17 protein-coding genes are annotated in these 13,687 nt (G+C 64.4%); 12 read left to right on the top strand and 5 right to left on the bottom strand.

The genetic code is table 11. The features are described from left to right. Positions 1–135 precede the first annotated feature (135 nt). The 6 genes from QN397_RS25425 to QN397_RS25400 all read left to right on the top strand — a co-directional run bounded on the left by QN397_RS25425 (position 136) and on the right by QN397_RS25400 (position 6,003). Entirely contained in the window at positions 136–471 is a 336-nt protein-coding gene (locus QN397_RS25425) for a hypothetical protein (protein WP_323498808.1), read from the top strand. Next, positions 468–1,154, top strand: a complete 687-nt coding sequence (locus QN397_RS25420) for a glutathione S-transferase (RefSeq protein ID WP_323498807.1) — start codon at positions 468–470, stop codon at positions 1,152–1,154. The genes QN397_RS25425 and QN397_RS25420 overlap by 4 nt, the downstream gene beginning before the upstream one ends. Positions 1,155–1,311: 157 nt before the next feature. Next, complete coding sequence (locus QN397_RS25415) at positions 1,312–2,262, top strand: NAD(P)-dependent oxidoreductase (RefSeq protein WP_323498806.1); 951 nt, start codon at positions 1,312–1,314, stop codon at positions 2,260–2,262. Then, complete coding sequence (locus QN397_RS25410; RefSeq protein WP_323498805.1) at positions 2,255–3,046, top strand: SDR family oxidoreductase; 792 nt, start codon at positions 2,255–2,257, stop codon at positions 3,044–3,046. The genes QN397_RS25415 and QN397_RS25410 overlap by 8 nt, the downstream gene beginning before the upstream one ends. A 65-nt stretch (positions 3,047–3,111) precedes the next feature. Next, positions 3,112–4,131 (top strand): TRAP transporter substrate-binding protein, encoded by a 1,020-nt coding sequence (locus QN397_RS25405; protein ID WP_323502347.1) that lies wholly within the window; start codon positions 3,112–3,114, stop codon positions 4,129–4,131. Positions 4,132–4,140: 9 nt separating this feature from the next. Next, on the top strand, positions 4,141–6,003 hold the full coding sequence (locus QN397_RS25400) for a TRAP transporter large permease subunit (RefSeq protein ID WP_323498803.1): 1,863 nt from the start codon (positions 4,141–4,143) through the stop codon (positions 6,001–6,003). Positions 6,004–6,017: 14 nt separating this feature from the next. Here the strand turns inward: QN397_RS25400 and QN397_RS25395 are convergent, their stop codons facing one another. Further along, a complete protein-coding gene (locus QN397_RS25395) occupies positions 6,018–6,464 on the bottom strand; it encodes a hypothetical protein (protein ID WP_187051220.1) in 447 nt (148 codons plus the stop codon). A gap of 84 nt (positions 6,465–6,548) precedes the next feature. Between QN397_RS25395 and QN397_RS25390 the strand changes: the two genes are divergently transcribed. Genes QN397_RS25390 through QN397_RS25380 form a run of 3 tightly spaced genes read left to right on the top strand, consistent with a single transcriptional unit; the run spans position 6,549 to position 9,350 of the window. Then, positions 6,549–7,751, top strand: a complete 1,203-nt coding sequence (locus QN397_RS25390; RefSeq protein ID WP_323498802.1) for a YncE family protein — start codon at positions 6,549–6,551, stop codon at positions 7,749–7,751. Further along, positions 7,751–7,972 carry a hypothetical protein gene (locus tag QN397_RS25385; protein ID WP_323498801.1) on the top strand — a complete coding sequence of 74 codons (222 nt, stop codon included), beginning with the start codon at positions 7,751–7,753 and terminating at the stop codon, positions 7,970–7,972. Before QN397_RS25390 ends, QN397_RS25385 begins: the two co-directional genes overlap by 1 nt. 40 nt (positions 7,973–8,012) lie before the next feature. Next, positions 8,013–9,350, top strand: coding sequence for an MFS transporter (locus QN397_RS25380; RefSeq protein WP_323498800.1), 1,338 nt, complete (start codon positions 8,013–8,015; stop codon positions 9,348–9,350). Positions 9,351–9,359: 9 nt separating this feature from the next. Here the strand turns inward: QN397_RS25380 and QN397_RS25375 are convergent, their stop codons facing one another. The 3 genes from QN397_RS25375 to QN397_RS25365 are packed head-to-tail and all read right to left on the bottom strand — an operon-like array spanning position 9,360 to position 11,463. After that, positions 9,360–10,262 carry a DUF808 domain-containing protein gene (locus QN397_RS25375; protein ID WP_323498799.1) on the bottom strand — a complete coding sequence of 301 codons (903 nt, stop codon included), beginning with the start codon at positions 10,260–10,262 and terminating at the stop codon, positions 9,360–9,362. An 8-nt stretch (positions 10,263–10,270) separates the two neighbouring features. Further along, positions 10,271–10,933: a PepSY-associated TM helix domain-containing protein gene (locus tag QN397_RS25370; RefSeq protein WP_323498798.1), complete on the bottom strand. Its 663-nt coding sequence runs from the start codon at positions 10,931–10,933 to the stop codon at positions 10,271–10,273. After that, positions 10,933–11,463, bottom strand: coding sequence for a GNAT family N-acetyltransferase (locus tag QN397_RS25365; RefSeq protein ID WP_323498797.1), 531 nt, complete (start codon positions 11,461–11,463; stop codon positions 10,933–10,935). Before QN397_RS25365 ends, QN397_RS25370 begins: the two co-directional genes overlap by 1 nt. Before the next feature lie 84 nt (positions 11,464–11,547). On the opposite strand from QN397_RS25365, the gene QN397_RS25360 reads away from it, so the two are divergent. Genes QN397_RS25360 through QN397_RS25350 form a run of 3 tightly spaced genes read left to right on the top strand, consistent with a single transcriptional unit; the run spans position 11,548 to position 12,321 of the window. After that, entirely contained in the window at positions 11,548–11,697 is a 150-nt protein-coding gene (locus tag QN397_RS25360; protein WP_187051213.1) for a hypothetical protein, read from the top strand. Further along, positions 11,694–12,020, top strand: a complete 327-nt coding sequence (locus QN397_RS25355) for a VF530 family DNA-binding protein (RefSeq protein ID WP_416352224.1) — start codon at positions 11,694–11,696, stop codon at positions 12,018–12,020. Before QN397_RS25360 ends, QN397_RS25355 begins: the two co-directional genes overlap by 4 nt. A 10-nt stretch (positions 12,021–12,030) precedes the next feature. Then, positions 12,031–12,321, top strand: a complete 291-nt coding sequence (locus tag QN397_RS25350) for a 2Fe-2S iron-sulfur cluster-binding protein (RefSeq protein WP_323498796.1) — start codon at positions 12,031–12,033, stop codon at positions 12,319–12,321. Positions 12,322–12,334: 13 nt separating this feature from the next. On the opposite strand, the gene QN397_RS25345 is transcribed toward QN397_RS25350, so the two are convergent. Further along, positions 12,335–13,651: an MFS transporter gene (locus tag QN397_RS25345; protein ID WP_323498794.1), complete on the bottom strand. Its 1,317-nt coding sequence runs from the start codon at positions 13,649–13,651 to the stop codon at positions 12,335–12,337. Positions 13,652–13,687: the final 36 nt, after the last annotated feature.

The following is a 13,687-nucleotide window of genomic DNA, read 5'->3' as shown; positions in this document are numbered from 1 at the left end:
CGATTTCGACCGGGGGGCGTGGGGGGGCGGATGACATGGCGAGACGATATCGCATTCAGGCGCCGTCGGACGGCAGGTTCGCTGACGACGCGCACGGCCGATCCCGAGGATGATCGTCTCTCAACAGGACAACCCGTGAGCCATCCCCACATCGCAGCCGCACCCGACGATTCGCTGCTCGTCAAAGTCAAGTTCGCTGGCGTCGTGCTGGTCTGTCGCGATTGCGAAGAACGCAGCAACGGACCATCGAAGTTCAAAGCCAGGTCGGCACGCAAGGAGCTCAAGCGCGGCTTGGTGCAGTCGCCTGTGCGCCTGCGCATCGTGGAGTCGACCTGCCTCGGGCTGTGCCCGAAGAAAGCCATTGCGGCCACGGCAGTGGCGCCGGCGCACAAGTTGCTGGCGGCCGAGCTGTGCGACGAAGAAGACGCCCAAGCCTTTGCAGCCACCATCGCATCACACTTCGGGACATGACCCGTCCGCGCCTTTCGCCACAACCTCTCCCAGTCCTCTATTCATTTCGCCGCTGCCCGTACGCGATGCGGGCACGGCTCGCACTGCTGGCATGTGGTGAACGATGCGAGTTGCGCGAGGTTTTGCTGCGCGACAAGCCGGCCGATATGCTCGCCGCCTCACCCAAAGGCACCGTGCCGGTGCTGACACTCGACGACGGCACGGTGATCGACCAGAGCCTGGACATCATGCTGTGGACGCTCAGTCGCAACGACCCCGGCGGTTGGCTGCGGCCGTCTCACGGCACGCTCGACGATGCACTTGCGCTCATTGCCGAATGCGACGGGGATTTCAAGGCGCAACTCGATCGCTACAAATACCCGGCCCGCTACGACGCGGCGGAGGGCTTGGCCGATGGCGCGGCGCATCGCGATCGCACCATGCCGTTCCTTGACCACCTCGAAGACCGCCTTACTCGCGCACCTAATCTGGGGGGCGACAACGCGAGCCTGGCGGATGCGGCGCTCATGCCGTTCGTGCGGCAGTTCGCGGCGGTCGATCCGATATGGTTCGGTTCGCAGCCTCGCCCACGCCTTCGCGCATGGCTCAACGAATGGACCGGTTCCGCGCTGTTTATCCAGGCCATGCACCGCTATCCGCGCTGGACAGCCGGCACGACGGGCGAAGAGTTTCCACCGCGGTAACCATTCGGTGCCCGCACGCAGCCAAAACATCGACGGAGGCGTCTTGTGGCCCCCGTCCACCAAAGGCGACAAACAGGCAGTGCTTGGCCCCGAAAGGGAGGGGAAACCCGCAAGGCGACGCGGGTAATATCCTACCCCTCGAACCTTCGGCAGCCACATGCAATCTCCACTCAAAGTCGGTGTCATCGGTGTCGGTGCCATGGGCTTGGCGATGGCGACCAACCTGCATGGCAAAGGGTACGCAGTGCAAGCGCGTGACGTTGCCGACACGGCGATAGATGCTGCTGCCGCTGCCGGCATCGGCACCTGCAAATCGCCACGCGAACTTGCCGACTGGGCCGACCTGCTGGTCGTGGTCGTCGTCAACGCGAAGCAGATCGAAGAGGTGCTCTTCGGCGTCGACGGTGTCGTGAAATGCAGCCGCGGCGACAGTCACATCGATCGCGACAACGGCAACGGGAACGCACCGGTCGTGATGCTCTGTTCCACCGTATCTCCAATCGACAGCGCACAGTTCGGACACCGCCTCGCCGCCGTTGGCATCGCGACGCTCGACGCACCGATCTCCGGTGGCCCGGTGCGCGCAGCCAACGGCACGATGACCCTCATGCTGGCTGGCGACCAGCGCATCGTCAAGCGGCTCGACGGCGTACTGAACGACCTCGCATCGAAGGTCTTTTTCATTAGCGAAACGATCGGCGATGGCGCGAAGACCAAGCTGGTCAACAACATGCTCGCCGGCATCAACCTCACCGCGGGTGCCGAGGCATTGGCGCTGGGTCATCGGCTGGGGCTCGACCGCCAGCAGCTGTTCGACGTCATCTGCGCATCGAGCGGGGCCTCGTGGATTTTCGAAGACCGCATGGCGCGTGCCTTGCGCGACGACTATGCGCCGCGCGCACAGGCGCACATCCTGACCAAAGACGTCGGCCTCGCGGTCGACATGGCGGCAGGCGCAAGCATCGAGACGCCGCTGGGCGCTGCTGCATTGCAGATCTTCAAGGCGACGATCGCGGCCGGTTTGTCAGACGAAGACGACGCGGCCGTTATCAAGACGATAGACCCGGACTTCAACCGCGCAAAACAACGAGAGACGTCGCATGACTGAAGCCTCAGCATCTGCCGTCGAAGCGCGACCCGTCGCGGTTGTCACCGGGGCTGCCAGCGGCATCGGCGCTGCGACGATGGCTTTGTTGGTCAGCCGCGGCTGGCGCGTCGCGGGCATCGACATTGACGGCGCGACATTGAAGTCGACCGTTGATCGCATCAACGGCAAAACACCATCCGGCACCGACGTCTCCTCGATCGCGAGTGCCTTCGTCGCCGACGTTGCAGACGAGGCCGCCGTCGTCTCCGCCTTCAAGGAAATCGAATCGGCTTTCGGCACGATCCATGGCCTTGTCACCAGCGCGGGCATGGCCGACACGACGCCGTTCATGGATCTGACCGTCGACATCTTTCGCCGTGCCCACGACGTCAACGTCATCGGCACCTGGCTTTGCATGCGCGAAGCCGCGTTGCGCATGAAGCCGGGCGGTCGCATCTGCACTGTAGCCAGCGTGGCGGGCATTCGCGGCGGCGGCCTGTCGGGCACGGCAGCGTATGCAGCCTCCAAAGGGGCGGTGCTGGCGCTGACAAAGAACGCAGCACGCGCGCTGGGCGAACGCGGCATCAGCGTGAACACGGTCGCTCCCGGGGCAACAGAGACACCGATGATCGCGGCGCCGCTCGCCATCCCCGGCAACCGCCAGCGCCTCGAATCGATGAGCGTGCAGCAGCGCATCGCGAGCCCTGAGCAGATCGCCAACGCCATCGCGTTTTTGATCTCGCCCGAATCGTCGATCGTCACCGGCTCCACGCTGGTGGCCGACGGCGGCTTGCTGATGTATTGAGTGTCGAGTCCGCTTCAAGTGCCATCGTTTTTCACAAACCCATCAACAAAACCAGGAGACAAGCCATGACCATTTCCCGCCGTAAGTTTGTACAAGGGACCGCCGCAGCCAGCGGAATTGCGCTCGCCGCCACCCATCACATCGCGAGCGCGCAGACCGCCGAGTTCCAGATGAAGTGGGCCAGCAACATCCCCGTCACGCACCCGACCAACGTGCGCGTGAAAGAAGCGCTCGACCTCATCCGCAAGGACACCAACGGCAAGGTCGACATCCAGTTGTTTCCCAACAACCAACTGGGCGGCGACACCGACATGCTTTCGCAGGTGCGCTCGGGTGCCATCGACTTCTTTCCGCTGTCGGGCCTGATCCTGCAGACTCTGGTGCCGGTGGCCGGCATCAACGGCGTGGCCTTCGCCTTCAAGGACTACGCCACCGTGTGGGCCGCGATGGACGGCGACCTCGGCGCGCATGTGCGTGCAGCCATCACCAAGGCCAACCTGTATGTCTTCGACAAGCCGCTGGACAACGGCTACCGCGACATCACCAGCTCGACGCGCCCTATCGTCGTGCCTGAAGACTTGAAAGGCTTCAAGATCCGCGTGCCTGTGAGCCCGCTGTGGACCTCGCTGTTCAAGGCTTTCGGTGCATCGCCGACCAGCATCAACTTCGCCGAGGTTTATTCCGCCCTGCAGACCAAGGTGGTCGAAGGACAGGAGAACCCGCTGGCCATCATCGAGATCGCCAAGCTGTACGAAGTGCAGAAGTATTGCTCGATGACCAACCACATGTGGGACGGCCAGTGGATTTTGTCCAATACCAAGAAGTGGGCCGCGCTGCCAGCCGACATCCAGGCCATCATCACCAAGCACATCACCGAGAAGGTTGTGGCACAGCGCGACGATCTGCGCCGGCTCAACAACAACGTCGAGGTCACGCTGAAGGCCAAGGGCATGACCTTCAACACGCCCGACGTCGAACCGTTCCGCGCAACGCTGAGCAAGGCCGGCTTCTACAAAGAGTGGAAGGGCAAGTTCGGCGACGAGGCCTGGGGCAAGCTCGAAAAATACGCCGGCAAGCTCGTCTGAAGTCGTTCCATGCACCTTGAAGACGAGGCAGGCGCGGCCCCGGTCGCGCTGCGCCGCTTTCCTCGACTGGACCGGGGACTCGCGCTCCTGACGGAAATTCCGGCGGCGGCGCTGGTCGTGCTCGAAGTGGTCATCCTGCTGGCGGGCGTGATATCGCGCTATGTGTTCAACCAGCCGCTCACCTGGTCGGACGAACTGGCATCGATCCTGTTCCTGTGGCTGGCGATGCTGGGTGCGGTGATCGCACTGCGGCGCGGCGAGCACATGCGCCTCAGCACTTTTGTCGGACGCATGTCCCCCGCGGTTCGACCGTGGGTCGAGTCGCTGGCCTTGATGCTGGTCATCGTCTTTCTCGTCATGTTCCTGCCGGCTGCGCTCGAGCACATGGAACAGCAGTGGCCGGTGGTCACGCCAGCGCTCGAAATCCCGGACGGCATGCGCGTCGCGGCTATTGCCTGCGGCGCTGTGCTGATGCTGCTGATCGCGATCATCAAGCTGATCGAAAAATGCACATGGCGGCAGGTCGCGCTGGTGGTCGGCACCACGCTCGTGGTCGCGCTGGTGTTGTGGCTCGCAAAGCCGCTGTTCAGGCAACTGGGCAACCTGAACCTCGTGATCTTTTTCGTGATCGGCGTCGGCGCAGCCGTGGTCATGGGAACGCCGATCGCGTTCGCCTTTGGCGCGGGCACGGTGAGCTATCTGGCGCTGGCGACCAACACGCCGATGTCGATCGTCGCCGGGCGCATCGACGAGGGCATGTCGTCGCTCATTCTTCTCTCCGTGCCACTGTTCGTCTTTCTCGGCGCGCTGATCGAAATGACCGGGCTGGCGCGCGCGATGATTGAATTTTTGTCGTCGCTGCTCGGGCATGTTCGCGGCGGACTGCAATACGTGTTGCTCGGCGCGATGTATCTGGTTTCGGGCATCTCCGGCTCCAAGGCGGCCGACATGGCGGCGGTCGCACCGGCCCTCTTCCCCGAAATGAAGAAGAGAGGCAGCAAGGACGGCGACCTCATCGCGCTGCTCTCGGCCTCGGGCGCCATGTCGGAGACCATACCGCCGAGTCTCGTGCTCATCACCATCGGGTCGGTGACTGGCGTTTCGATTGCTGCGCTGTTCACGGGCGGCCTGTTGCCTGCGCTGGTCGGCATGCTGGCCCTTTGCGTGGTGGTCGCGTGGCAGACGCGCGGCGAGGACATGCGCGGCGTGCAGCGCGCCAGCAGGCGACAGATCGGCCGTGCGCTGCTGATCGCACTCCCGGCCCTCGCATTGCCTTTCGTGATCCGTACGGTAGTGGTCGAAGGCGTCGCCACGGCCACCGAGGTGTCGACCGTCGGCGTGGTCTACACGCTGCTCGCCGGCCTGTTGATCTACCGCCAGTTCGACTGGCGGCGCGTCTATCCGATGCTGGTCGAAACGGCTTCGCTGTCCGGCGCGATCCTGCTCATCATCGGCTGCGCAACCGCGATGGCCTGGGCGCTGACGCAATCGGGCTTCTCGCACCAGCTGGTGGATGCGATGCAGAGCATGCCGGGCGGCAAAGCCGGCTTCATGGCGGCGTCGGTCGTAGCCTTTGTCATTCTGGGCAGCGTTCTCGAAGGCATTCCTGCCATCGTGCTGTTCGGGCCGCTGCTGTTTCCGGCGGCGCGTGCGCTCGGCGTGAACGAAGTGCACTACGCGATGGTGGTGGTGTTCGCGATGGGCCTCGGGCTGTTCGCGCCGCCTTTCGGCGTCGGTTTCTACGCTGCCTGCGCCATCGGTCGCGTGGCACCCGACGAGGCGTTCAACCGCGTGTGGCCGCACCTTGCGGCGCTGCTGGTGGCGCTGATCGTCATCGCCGCGGTGCCCTGGATTTCGATCGGCTTCCTCTGAGCTTTCTGTAGCGTTCAGCCACCGGACGCGAGTTCCCGGCAGCGCTTCAGATTGCTATCGAAGCGCGGCGCAAGCCGCGGTTCGCACACGTCGCCGTTCGGAATGAGCCGGCACAGCCCGACCACCAGGAAGTCAGACACCGCTTCGGTACATGTCGCATAGCGAGTGAGCGCCGGGTTGTCCGTCGACTTGAAGCCCCACTGCTGCGAGAAGTCGAGCATGCGACCCATCGCGTCTTCGAAATAGTCGCGGTCGCGCTCGGACACGGCGCCTTCCATCTTGGGCAGCTCTTCATTCAAAAAGCCCATGGCTGCGCGTGGAAATTCGGCGGACGCTGCAGAACTCGACGGAGGCAACGGCTGGGCCCAGGCGAGCGGCGCAACCGAAGCGGCGAGCCAGAGCGCCGAGGCGGACAGCAGCCGCGGGAACACAAGGCGGACGGTCGATGATTTGATTCGCATGACGACGGATTTTGCTACGAGCACTCGCTACCATGCGCAACCGGCGCTCGACGCCGGATCAACGAAAAACATTGGAGACAAACCATGACATCTCTCACCCGGGTTCGCGCGGCCGCTGCGCTCGCAACCATGGCCGCACTCGCGACGCTGGCTGGCTGTACCGGCATGTCCACCACCACGCCGCAGCGACAACTCATGCTCGTCGCCAACGACGAAAAGCAGTCGTGGAACGATGCCGGCGCCGCGATCCTCGGCGCACCGGGCCGCGACACCGTGCAGGTGCTCGACATCGGCACCGACCCGCTGGCACCCATGTCACTGGTCTCGCTGCAGCTCGACAACACCGTGGTCGGCCCGCCCACCAACCTGGCGATCAACCCGACCGAGACGCTGGCGCTCATCGCCAACTCCGTCAACGTGGTGGAAGAGAACGGCGTCAAGAAGCAGGTGCCCGACAATCGCCTCTTCGTCATCGACCTGACGACGAACCCGCCCAAGCTCATCGACACGCTCGCCATCGGCAAGCAGCCTTCGGGGCTGACGATCAATCGCGCCGGCACGCTCGCACTGGTCGCCAACCGCGCCGACAACTCGGTGAGCGTGCTGCGCATCGCGGGCAAGCAGGTGACGCTGATCGACACCGTCGCGATGGGCGATTCGGTCGCGCACGTGCGCTTCACGCCCGATGGCCGGCGCGCGCTGGCGGCCAAGTTTCCAAGCCACAAGATCGCGCTGCTCGATGTCGCGGGTGAAAAGGTCAGCTACAACAAGGTCGACCTCGCGGCCGGTCTGTGGCCGTACAACGTCGACGTGACGCCTGACGGCAAGATCGCACTCACTGCGGACAACGGCAACTCCGGCGCGTCCGACGGCCAGATAGACACGGTGAGCGTGATCGACATGGAAGCCCAACCACCGCGCGTGATCGACAAGGTGGTGGTCGGCGATGGCCCCGAGGGGCTTGCCATCAGCCCGACCGGCCGGCACGCGGTGGCGGTGATCCTGCGCGGCAGCAATGCATCGAAGAGCGCATATTTCTACAACCGCAACGGTTCGGTCGTGCTGCTCAAGATCGACGGCAAGAAGGTGACGCGCGGCAACGAGGTCGAAGTCCGCGGCCTGCCCGAGGCGGCCGTGTGGAGCGCAGACGGCAAGTACCTCTACGTCGGCAACTTCATCGATCAGGACATCAGCATCTTGCGCATGGACGGCGACACGCTGGTACCGACGGGCAGGTCGTTCGCACTGCAGGGCCATCCGGCCGCGATGAGGAGCAAGACCAACTGATGGCACGAAACAAGGCCGCGGAGCGCGCGCCGCGGATGGTCGAGCGCGGCATTTTGTGCGTGCTGATCGGGGCTGCGGTGCTGCTGGCGCCGCGCTTTTTGCCGCCGTCGAATCTCATGAATACCGTGGCCGGCGCTTCGGTGGTCGGCTGGTTCGCGGTTGTGCTGGGCGCGACACTCATCGTGGTTGACCTGATATCGCGCAGCCGACATCGCAAGTAAGCTCCCGTTCTCCAAAAATCAGTCCAACAGGAGACATCCGATGGAAAAAACCCTCCCAATATCGAAGCAACCGGCGCAACCGGCGCAGCCGGCGGGGCTCGCTTCAGCGAGCGAAGAATCCACGTACCACAAGGTCACGGTCCGCCTCGTCCCGTTTCTTTTTCTTTGCTACGTGGCGGCGTATCTCGACCGGGTGAATGTCGGCTTTGCCAAGCTCGGCATGTTGGCCGACCTGCAGTTCAGCGAGACGGTCTACGGCCTCGGCGCCGGCATATTCTTCATCGGCTATTTCATCTTCGAGATACCGAGCAATCTCATCCTGCATCGCGTCGGTGCCCGCATGTGGATCGCACGCATCATGATTTCGTGGGGCGTCATTTCGTCCGCGATGATGTTCGTGCAGACGCCCACGCAGTTCTACATCGCGCGCTTTTTGCTGGGCGTATCGGAAGCAGGCTTCTTCCCCGGCATCATTCTTTATCTCACCTACTGGTACCCGGCAGCGCGGCGCGGCCAGATCATCTCGATGTTCATGACGGCAGTGGCCGTCGCGGGCGTCATCGGCAGCCCGCTCTCTGGCTGGATCCTGCAGACCATGGGCGGCGTGAGCGGCCTTGCGGCCTGGCAGTGGCTCTTCTTGCTCGAAGGCATCCCGTCGGTGCTGATCGGCATCTGGGTCATCTTCTATCTCGACGACTCGATCGAGAAGAGCAAATGGCTCGACGCTGGTGAAAAGGCCATGCTGGCGCGTAACGTCGCAGCCGACAACATCGGCAAGGTCGCCACGTCGGCCGCCGAAGGGTTGAAGAATCCGAAGATCTGGCTCATGGCGCTGATCTACTTTTCGTTCGTGATGGGCCTCTACGGCGTCAGCTTCTGGCTGCCCAGCATCATCAAGGCGATGGGCGTGAAGAGTGCGCTCGACATCGGTTTGCTGACGGCCATCCCATGGATTGCCGGGGCTGTCTGCATGGTGCTGGTCGGACGTCGGTCTGACCGCACCGGCGAGCGCCGCTGGCACATCATCGTGCCGGCGTTCCTGGGCTGCATCGGCTTCATCCTGAGCGTGCAGTTGGCGTCGAACACCGTGCTTGCCATGGCATCGCTGACGCTGGCCACGGCCGGCATCCTGGCGACGCTGCCGCTGTTCTGGAGCTTGCCCACCGCCCTGCTCGGCGGCACGGCGGCAGCAGCGGGCATCGCGCTCATCAACTCCTTCGGCAACCTGGCGGGCTTTGTCAGCCCTTACATGATCGGCTGGATCAAGGACATGACGAAGAGCACCGACAACGGCATGTACATGCTGGCCGGCGCAATGCTGATCGGTGGTTTGCTGGTTTGGTTTGGCGTGTCCGCGCGCGAGGTCGAAAGAAAATAGCCCGGGCTTTCAGCCCTTGCGTCGAACCCGCTTGAAGAGTTCGACGCCCGCCAGCACGATGGCGCCAGCAACGAGGCCGATGCCGGCGTTCACCAGCATCGAGCCGATCGTGCCCAGCACGCCCGCAGTGGCAGCCCAGGCCTCGACCGCATGGCCGAACGCCGGTACGCCGTGCACCAAAATGCCGCCGCCGACCAAAAACATCGCGACGGTACCTGCGACGGACAAGGCCTTCATGAGCCACGGCGCTGCGACCAGAATGCCGCGTCCCAGGGCCTGCGCACCGGAACCCGGGCGCTGCGTCAGGTAAAGCCCCGCATCGTCGAGCTTGACGATGCCGGCGACCAGGCCGTACACGCCGATGGTCATGATCAGCGCGATGCCCACGAGCACCGTCAACTGCGTGACGAAAGGCTGACCCTGCACCGTGCCGAGAGTGATCGCGATGATTTCTGCAGACAGGATGAAGTCGGTGCGAACGGCGCCCTTGATCTTGTCTTTCTCCACCGCCACGACATCGACGGACGTGTCCGCGACGGCCTTCTCGTGGCGCGATGTGTCGGCAGCGTGTTCGTCCTTGTGCAGGAACTTGTGGGCGAGCTTTTCGCAGCCCTCGAAGCACAGGAAAGCCCCGCCCACCATCAGCAGCGGCGTGACCAGCCATGGCAACCAGGTGCCGATCGCCAATGCCGCCGGCACCAGGATCGCCTTGTTGATTAACGAGCCCTTGCACACGGCCCACACCACCGGCAATTCGCGATCGGCCTTCACGCCGGACACCTGCTGCGCATTGAGCGCGAGGTCATCGCCCAGCACGCCAGCCGTTTTTTTGGCGGCGACTTTGGTCAGTAGCGAAACGTCGTCGAGCACCGATGCGATGTCGTCGATCAGCAGGAAAAGACTGGTGGCCATGGCGCGCCTTAAAAGCTGCTCAATGCAATGCCGGCCACCGCTGCCAACGACGCGCCGAAGATGGTCAGTCCGAGAGCCCGTCGGCGCGTGGTCAGAACCCACAGCGTGACGCCCGAGAGCGACAAGAAGATCAGGCTGCCAGCCAGCGTGTCGATCAGCAGAATCCATGCGATCGGCATGCCGCTGCCCTTGTGCATGCTGGTCAACGTCGCGACGATGCCATTGCGCGTGGTGTTGATGCCGATCGACCGATTGCCCTGCCAATAGTCGGCCTGAGTGGTCTCGTTCGGGCCGCCAAAATTGAAGACCCAGTGCGCGGGCTGAGTCAGCGCGGGTGCCGACTTGTCGCTCTTGTCGGCCCACGGCACCGGGCGAGCGTCCTCGATGCGGCTGGAGCTGGGCGGCCCGTCGGTGCGCAGCGCGGTCACGAGCCAGGCGCTCATTGCCTCGGGCGTGTCGGGCACCGGATCGGGAAGCGCCAATTGCGCACGTGAGCGCTCCTGCGCCTGCGGCAGCTTCAGCACGTTGCGGTGATTCAGGAAGATGCCGCTGAACCCCATCAACAGGCCCAGCACGGCACCCCACAGGCCGAACCAGCCATGCGTTCGACGAATCCAGCGAACGACGTCGGCCCGGCGCTGGTGGTCTGCAGCAGCGGCGGTGGCGGCCATCAGACGACCGGGCGCTTCAACCGAATTTCTTCGATCTTTACCGCGCCGAGCGCGGTGGTCTTGAGCGTTTTCATCTCGCGCTTGAAGCCGGCGAGTTCGTGGAAGCGCATTGCACGTTCGTTGCGGACCGGCACCCATATCGTGACGACCGTGCAGCCCTCTTCTTCCAGGCCGTCGCGGGCCGCATCCCACAGCATGACGCCAACGCCTTCGTCCCAATGGCCGGGCTTGACGTAGATCGACCAGATCTCACCGGTGGTCGAAGGCGTCTTGGCGTCGCGTGAGCGGTCGTAGCCGACGAAGCCGACGATTTCTTCGCCATCGTCGGTCGTGCTCACCGCGACCTGCACTTGCGGCTCGCTGAACTCGATGGCTTCACGCCACTTGGCTTCGCGTGTGGTGGGCGCCAGGGCGCGCAACTGGTCTTCCGGCAGGATGCCTTCGTAGGCGGCCTTGGCGGACAGGGCATGGACTTCGGCGATGGCTTTGGCATCGGCCATGACGGCGGGACGAACTTCGTAATCGGACATGGATCGGGGCAGTGACTGGTAGACCCGCTATTGTCGCCGCGCCGCTAAACTCCTCAGTCGCATCCGCATTACCAGGAGAGTCAGATGGCTAAAAGTCAGCAGCGCAGCAGCAAGGAAACCAAGAAACCGAAGAAGGACACCTCGCCTCCCAAGCCACCGGCAGTGGGCGGCGAACCCGTGCGCGCAACCGTCACCACCGCGGTGATTCCGCGCGGCAAGCTCAAGAACAAGTGACCGACGAGGCGGCACCGCCGGAGTCGCTGCCTGCGGAAGCGGCGGTGCCCGTCAAGAAGTCAGCGCAGCCGCACAACCCGCTGCACGGGTTGACGCTCGAGGCCATCGTGACCGCACTGGCCGACTACTACGGCTGGGAAAGCTTGGGGCAGCAGGTTCCAGTGCGTTGCTTCACCGTCGACCCGAGCGTCGGGTCGAGTCTCAAGTTTCTGCGCAAGACACCGTGGGCGCGCGACAAGGTCGAAAGCCTCTATCTCTTCATGTTGCGCGACCAGAAGCGCGAGCAAAAGCTCGAGCAGGAGCGCTCCCGGCCGCCCGGCTGAGGCTTGCTAGATGAAGGTGCGCATCGAGCCTGACGGGTTCGGCTTCGACGCCGATGGCGAGTCGACGCTGCTTCAGTCGGCCGATGCGGCCGGCATCGAGTTGCCGAGTTCATGCCGCAACGGCACCTGCCGGACCTGCATCTGCAAACTGCTGGCGGGCCGGGTGCGCTACCGGATCGAATGGCCTGGCGTCAGTGTCGAAGAAAAAGCCGAGGGCTGGATCTTGCCTTGCGTGGCGGAGCCGCTGAGCGACGTCAGCCTCGACGTGCCGTTTGCGGTGCTGGCCGTTTCGCCTCGCTGAATCGCTGCCCTGTTCAGTTCTTCGGCTCGACTTCTTCCGGCACGACCGGCGAGGCGTTTGTCGACGCGATGCGGTCGCGCTGCGCCAGCGACGGGAACAACCGGAACCACGTCAGCGCCACGAGCACCGTACCGACGCCGCCCGCCACCACCGAACCGACCGGCCCGAGCAGGGCAGCAGTTGCCCCCGACTCGAACTCGCCGAGCTGATTGCTGGCGCCGATGAAGATCGAATTGACCGCACTCACGCGGCCGCGCATGGCATCTGGCGTATCGAGTTGGACCAGCGTCTGGCGGATCACGACATTGACCATGTCGGCGCCGCCCGAAACGGCCAGCGCGATCAGCGACACGACGAAGCTCTTCGAGATGCCGAACACGATCATGCAGATGCCGAAGAGCCCGACCACCAGCAGCAACGTGCGCCCGACATGCCGCTCGATCGGCCGGCGCGTGAGCATGATCGACATCACCAGCGCACCCACCGCCGGCGCGCCGCGCAGTAGCCCGAGGCCCCACGGGCCGGTGTGCAGGATGTCGCGCGCGTAGATGGGCAGCAGTGCCACGGCACCGCCCAGCAGCACCGCGAACAGGTCGAGCGACACGGCACCGAGCACGCTCTTGCGCTTCCAGATGAAGTCGACGCCCGCCAGGACCGTGGCAACCGTGGTCGGTTCGCGCGGCGCCGGCGTGTAGGCATAGCGCAGCCGCACGACCAGCAAGCAGCCGACGACGAAGCAAAGCACGCTGGCGCCATAGACAGCGCCGACGCCGAGGATGAACAGCAGACCGCCAAGCGCAGGCCCGCCGATGATCGCGCCCTGCATGCCGGCCGAGCTGAAGGCCATCGCACGCGACAGCATCGTCGGTGGCACCAAAAGCGGCGTGAGCGCCTGCTGTGCCGGCATCTGGAACGCACGCACGGCGCCGAGCACCAGCGACAGGCCCAACAGCAACCCACGTGAATCGTGATGCGACTGATGCGCCGTCAACAGCGCCAGCGCCACCAGCCCCTGCACGGCGAAGCATGCCGCCACGATGCGCCCGCGGTGATGCCGGTCGACCACGTGGCCCGCGTAGAGCGCCAGTACCAGCGCCGGCACGAATTGATAGAGCCCGACCAGGCCCAAGTCCCAGGCGCTGGCGGTGAGGTCGTACATGTGCCAGCCGATGGCGACCAGCAGCATCTGCGACGCCGCCGTACCGAAAAGTCGCGCGACCCACATGCGCATGAACGGGCGCTGGCGCGTGAGATCGGAAAAACCGGGAGGAGAAGTCGCTGCCAAGCCTTGCGCAGGGGCGGAAGCAGGGGCGGAAGCGGTACCGGGCATGACAGCCGAGGATAGCCGAGGCGATTGAGGCTGGCG

Origin of the sequence: Variovorax sp. RTB1, assembly GCF_035018765.1 — a bacterium.
Lineage (GTDB): Bacteria > Pseudomonadota > Gammaproteobacteria > Burkholderiales > Burkholderiaceae_C > Variovorax.
Note: the sequence above shows the minus strand (reverse complement) of the source record. Positions and strands in the feature narration are given on the sequence as shown.

Bases quoted from the DNA above. Each gene is read 5' to 3' on its own strand.
- QN397_RS25420 (WP_323498807.1), top strand. From the start codon at position 468: ATGACCCGTCCGCGCCTTTCGCCACAACCTCTCCCAGTCCTCTATTCA.
- QN397_RS25415 (WP_323498806.1), top strand. From the start codon at position 1,312: ATGCAATCTCCACTCAAAGTCGGTGTCATCGGTGTCGGTGCCATGGGC.
- QN397_RS25410 (WP_323498805.1), top strand. From the start codon at position 2,255: ATGACTGAAGCCTCAGCATCTGCCGTCGAAGCGCGACCCGTCGCGGTT.
- QN397_RS25405 (WP_323502347.1), top strand. From the start codon at position 3,112: ATGACCATTTCCCGCCGTAAGTTTGTACAAGGGACCGCCGCAGCCAGC.
- QN397_RS25400 (WP_323498803.1), top strand. From the start codon at position 4,141: ATGCACCTTGAAGACGAGGCAGGCGCGGCCCCGGTCGCGCTGCGCCGC.
- QN397_RS25395 (WP_187051220.1), bottom strand. From the start codon at position 6,464: ATGCGAATCAAATCATCGACCGTCCGCCTTGTGTTCCCGCGGCTGCTG.
- QN397_RS25390 (WP_323498802.1), top strand. From the start codon at position 6,549: ATGACATCTCTCACCCGGGTTCGCGCGGCCGCTGCGCTCGCAACCATG.
- QN397_RS25385 (WP_323498801.1), top strand. From the start codon at position 7,751: ATGGCACGAAACAAGGCCGCGGAGCGCGCGCCGCGGATGGTCGAGCGC.
- QN397_RS25380 (WP_323498800.1), top strand. From the start codon at position 8,013: ATGGAAAAAACCCTCCCAATATCGAAGCAACCGGCGCAACCGGCGCAG.
- QN397_RS25375 (WP_323498799.1), bottom strand. From the start codon at position 10,262: ATGGCCACCAGTCTTTTCCTGCTGATCGACGACATCGCATCGGTGCTC.
- QN397_RS25370 (WP_323498798.1), bottom strand. From the start codon at position 10,933: ATGGCCGCCACCGCCGCTGCTGCAGACCACCAGCGCCGGGCCGACGTC.
- QN397_RS25365 (WP_323498797.1), bottom strand. From the start codon at position 11,463: ATGTCCGATTACGAAGTTCGTCCCGCCGTCATGGCCGATGCCAAAGCC.
- QN397_RS25360 (WP_187051213.1), top strand. From the start codon at position 11,548: ATGGCTAAAAGTCAGCAGCGCAGCAGCAAGGAAACCAAGAAACCGAAG.
- QN397_RS25350 (WP_323498796.1), top strand. From the start codon at position 12,031: ATGAAGGTGCGCATCGAGCCTGACGGGTTCGGCTTCGACGCCGATGGC.
- QN397_RS25345 (WP_323498794.1), bottom strand. From the start codon at position 13,651: ATGCCCGGTACCGCTTCCGCCCCTGCTTCCGCCCCTGCGCAAGGCTTG.